This is a genomic window from Aeromonas sp. HMWF015 (genome assembly GCF_963878965.1).
GTDB classification, from domain to species: Bacteria; Pseudomonadota; Gammaproteobacteria; order Enterobacterales; family Aeromonadaceae; genus Aeromonas; species Aeromonas veronii.
The window spans coordinates 1-3,914 of record NZ_CAWNZT010000363.1 but is presented as its reverse complement, the minus strand read 5'-3'; the positions used below and the strand labels follow the sequence as shown (position 1 = coordinate 3,914).

4 protein-coding genes are annotated in these 3,914 nt (G+C 59.2%); 2 read left to right on the top strand and 2 right to left on the bottom strand.

Annotated features, from left to right (window positions below; translation table 11 throughout):
- Both AACS18_RS18495 and mocA read right to left on the bottom strand, forming a co-directional pair.
- The coding region (locus AACS18_RS18495; RefSeq protein ID WP_146184793.1) for a hypothetical protein at positions 1-303 on the bottom strand (303 nt) is incomplete at its 3' end.
- 472 nt (positions 304-775) lie between these two features.
- A complete protein-coding gene (gene mocA, locus AACS18_RS18490; RefSeq protein WP_108612985.1) occupies positions 776-1,438 on the bottom strand; it encodes a molybdenum cofactor cytidylyltransferase in 663 nt (220 codons plus the stop codon).
- Between the two features lies 1 nt (position 1,439).
- Between mocA and yqeC the strand changes: the two genes are divergently transcribed.
- Together yqeC and yqeB are read left to right on the top strand one after the other, a co-directional pair.
- The gene (gene yqeC / locus AACS18_RS18485; protein WP_108612984.1) at positions 1,440-2,288 is read left to right on the top strand and encodes a selenium cofactor biosynthesis protein YqeC; all 849 of its coding nucleotides are present in this window, start codon (positions 1,440-1,442) and stop codon (positions 2,286-2,288) included.
- Positions 2,289-2,315: 27 nt separating this feature from the next.
- Positions 2,316-3,908, top strand: coding sequence for a selenium-dependent molybdenum cofactor biosynthesis protein YqeB (gene yqeB, locus AACS18_RS18480; protein WP_108612983.1), 1,593 nt, complete (start codon positions 2,316-2,318; stop codon positions 3,906-3,908).
- Positions 3,909-3,914 lie beyond the last annotated feature (6 nt).

The following is a 3,914-nucleotide window of genomic DNA, read 5'->3' as shown; positions in this document are numbered from 1 at the left end:
TTCAGCATCGATGCAGGGCTTTTCCAGTTCGAGACGGTCCAGGATCTGCACCGTCTTGAGCTCGATAAAGCGTCCGCCGGTCAGCCAGGAGGTGACGATGTTCTGGGCCAGCTGGGTATGAGGGCCAGCTGCCGGGCCAATGGGGGTCTCGCAGGTTTCACCGAATACCTTGATCTTGCGCTCGTCCTGCTTGCGATAAAATTGTGCGGCGGGAATACCGAAAATAGTCTGACTCGCTTTATATTCCGCAAAAATACGGGTCAGCAGGTTCTTGAAGGGAACGGGTCGCATAATATCGCCCATGGCTATCTCCTTGCAGCTGTTCTGCCCATTGGCAGCATGAATAAATGGGGTATCCCGCACGGGCATTACCCCTTGGCAAGGAGAGGAGCAACTATCAGGCCACTCCATCGGCAAAACTATTTTTTAGGGTAAAAGCGTGAGATAGCTCGAATTAATGAAGGCTGTTTGGCATGTCGCCATTATGATTGATGAGAGTGGTTATCACTCACTTGAAATTTTATTCAAGGCAATGCCAGAGAAAAAAGAGAAGTATCAAATCGGCAGCGATAAATATCACTTTGATAGGGTGAAAATCATCCAGCATTATCGCAAGTAAGCCCCGGCCAATATGGCCGGGGCTTACTTAAAAGTCACTGCCATATAAAAGGCAGTCGTCGCTATTTCGGTTTATCCAAAGGCTGCGAGATTACTCGACGTTATCCTCCCTCTGGCTGCCATTACACGCAGAGGGGCTTGGCCCCAACGATACGACTCAGCCTTGCCAGGTCGTAAGCTCGTCGGCAGAACGCAGCTCCAGCTCGCCGCGGATCAGCGCCTGATAGCGCTCGGGGGTATCGATATCAAAGAGGATGGCAGGACTCTCGACCGGTATGGTGCGATGGGGGCGTTGCAGCAACCAGCGCCGTACCGACGGCTGCACCGGGGCCGCTGCCAGCTCGCGGGCAAGGGATTTGGGCAGCAATACCGGATGGCCCGCCTCCCCCTGCCAGGTGGGAAAGAGCGCCTCATGGCCACGCGCCAGCCATAGCTGTTGATAGACCTCGCGCGGGATACAGGGGAGATCCCCGTGGCTGATAAAGAGGTAATCTGCGTCACTGGCGGCCAGGGCAGAGCGGATGGAGCTGCCCAGCCCCTGCCGATAGTCGGGGTTGTGGACGACAACAATATCCGGCCGCTCAAGGTAGCGTTCTTGAAGCTCCTCGCCACGATGGCCCACCACCAGAATAACTCGCGGACAAAAGGCCAGGGCATTTTTGAGACTTACATCAAGCATTGTCCCCTGGCAATAAGGTAGCATCATTTTCCAGGTACCCATTCGGGAAGATAAACCCGCCGCCGTTATTATACAGTCACACTGCACTTGTTCCTGGCAACGTTGTTTTCCACTCCCTTCGATATTTATTTTGGTCGTCATTATGTCGCTACCACACGCTGTTGCTGTCGCATTTCCAGATATAGATTCGCTATTAAACCCGCTCACCAAAAATATTGATAGCCATACCAGCTTAATTAGCCTTTGCGGCGCCGGTGGCAAAACCAGCACCCTGTTCTGGCTGGCAGAATATTTTTATAAACAGGGTAAGAGGGTGCTAATTACCACCACCACCCGGATGTTTCTGCCTGCCCCGTCACACTATCGGGAATTGATCCTGGAAACGGATCCCGTCCGCCAGCTGACCCGCTGTCAGCAACTGCCCGATGAACCGACCCTGGTCGCCCTGTTCAGCCATATCGATCAGACCAGCGGCAAGGTGGCGGGCCCCACACCCCAGCAGATTGATCTCATCAAGGGGCAGCAGCGCTTCGATCTCATCCTGGTCGAAGCGGATGGCGCCCATCACAAGTTATTGAAAGTGCCCGCTTTGCACGAACCTTGCATTCCCCAGAGCAGTGATTGGGTGATCGCCCTGACGGGCGGCGCCATGGTGGGGGCCAAGGCCGACCCGCAGCAGATCCACCGCTGGGCCGAATTCCAGGCCCTGTGCGGGATAGAGGCCGGTGACCCGCTCGACTGGGCACTGTTTCACAAGCTGCTCTCCCACCCTCAGGGGGTGTTCAAGGGCACCCCGGCCAGGGCGCGCCGGATCTGGTTTATCAATGGCGATTATCAAAATGAGGCGTCATGGCAACCACACTTGATAAAGCTGCTGGCCCGCCATCCCGAGCTCCACGCCATCTGGCAGGGGGCGGTACGCGAGTCACAGCCCATTCGCCACGCACTCGGCTACTTCGCTCAGGATGAGGCTCAGCCGCCTCGCCCATGATGGTTTAAGGATAAGAAGAGGTACCTTATGAATCTTTTTTCACACGCAGCCCGACTGGAACAGGCCAACACTCCTTTTGCCATTGCCCAGATCATCGAGAGCCGTGGCTCCACTCCCCGCCATCAAGCCCAGATGCTGGTGATGGCCGATGGCCAGATCCTCGGCACCATAGGCGGCGGCATGATAGAGCGGCTGGTGATCGAAGAGGCGGTGGCGGCCATTGGTGAGCGCAAGCCGCGCATCTTCCACGGCCGGATGGCCCGCAACGGCGAGCATGCGGTGGGGTCAGATTGCGGCGGAGCCATGTCGGTCTATATCGATGTCTACGGCCTGCGCCCCCGTCTGGTACTGATCGGCGCCGGTCACGTCAACCGGGCGCTGGCCCATGCTGCGGCGCCGCTCGGCTTTGATATCCATGTGGGCGACTGTTTTGAAGGGAGCCTCAACCCTGAACACTTCCCCGCCGGTACCCATCTCAAGCAAGCCGATACCATCAGCGCGGTGATCGAGGCGCTGGCCATCGAGCCCGCCAACTTCGTCATCATCGCCACCAACCATCAGGACAAGGAGGCGCTGGATCGACTGATCAGCCGTCCCCTCGCCTATCTGGGGCTGCTCGCCAGCAAGCGTAAGGTGCAGACCTTCACCCAGGCCCTGCGCCAGCAAGGGATCAGCCAGACCCAGCTGCAGCAGCTGCACGCCCCCATCGGCTACAACATAGGTGCCGAAACCCCCGAGGAGATCGCCATCAGCATCCTCGCCGAGCTGTTGCAGGTGAAAAACGGCAAATCGGGAGGGCTGATGCAGGACGATGTGCGCCTCAAGCGGGATCAACTGGTGGTGATGCGCGGCTCCGGCGATATCGCCACCGGGGTGGCGCTGCGGCTGCACAATGCGGGCTTCAAGGTGGTGATGCTGGATCTCGACAAACCCACGGTGATCCGTCGCACCGTCGCCTTCGCCCAAGGGATGTTTGACGGCGAAACCCGCGTCGAGGGGGTGCGCGCCAAGCGGGTCGAGAACGTCGAACAGGCGTTCGAGCAGCTGGATCGGGGCGTCCTTCCGCTGCTGGTTGACCCCGACTGCGCCACCCTCGCCGAACTCAAACCGCGCTATCTGGTGGATGCCATCCTCGCCAAGCAGAACCTCGGCACCCACAAGGAGATGGCCCCCATTACGGTGGCCCTTGGCCCGGGCTTTGAGGCCGGGCGCGACTGCGATGCGGTGATCGAGACCAACCGCGGCCACCATCTGGGACGAGTCATCTATCAGGGCCCCGCCCAGCCCAACACCGGCATTCCCGGGGTGATCGAGGGGCACTCCGCCCGCCGGGTGGTACGCGCCCCCGCCCCCGGCGTGATGAAGAGCCTGATCAAGCTCGGCGATCTGGTGCAGGAGGGGGATGTGATTGCCCATGTGGGGGACGCCCCCATTATCGCGCCGCTCTCGGGCATGGTGCGGGGGTTGCTCAGCGATGGCATCGACGTGCCGGTTGGCTTCAAGATTGGCGATATCGATCCGCGCGGCGAGCGGGCCGATGCCACCACAGTATCGGACAAGGCACGCGCCATCGGCGGCGCCGTATTGGAAGCCATGATGCACCTAGCCAAGCGCCAATAAAGGCTC

Bases quoted from the DNA above. Each gene is read 5' to 3' on its own strand.
- mocA (WP_108612985.1), bottom strand. From the start codon at position 1,438: ATGACGACCAAAATAAATATCGAAGGGAGTGGAAAACAACGTTGCCAG.
- yqeB (WP_108612983.1), top strand. From the start codon at position 2,316: ATGAATCTTTTTTCACACGCAGCCCGACTGGAACAGGCCAACACTCCT.
- yqeC (WP_108612984.1), top strand. From the start codon at position 1,440: ATGTCGCTACCACACGCTGTTGCTGTCGCATTTCCAGATATAGATTCG.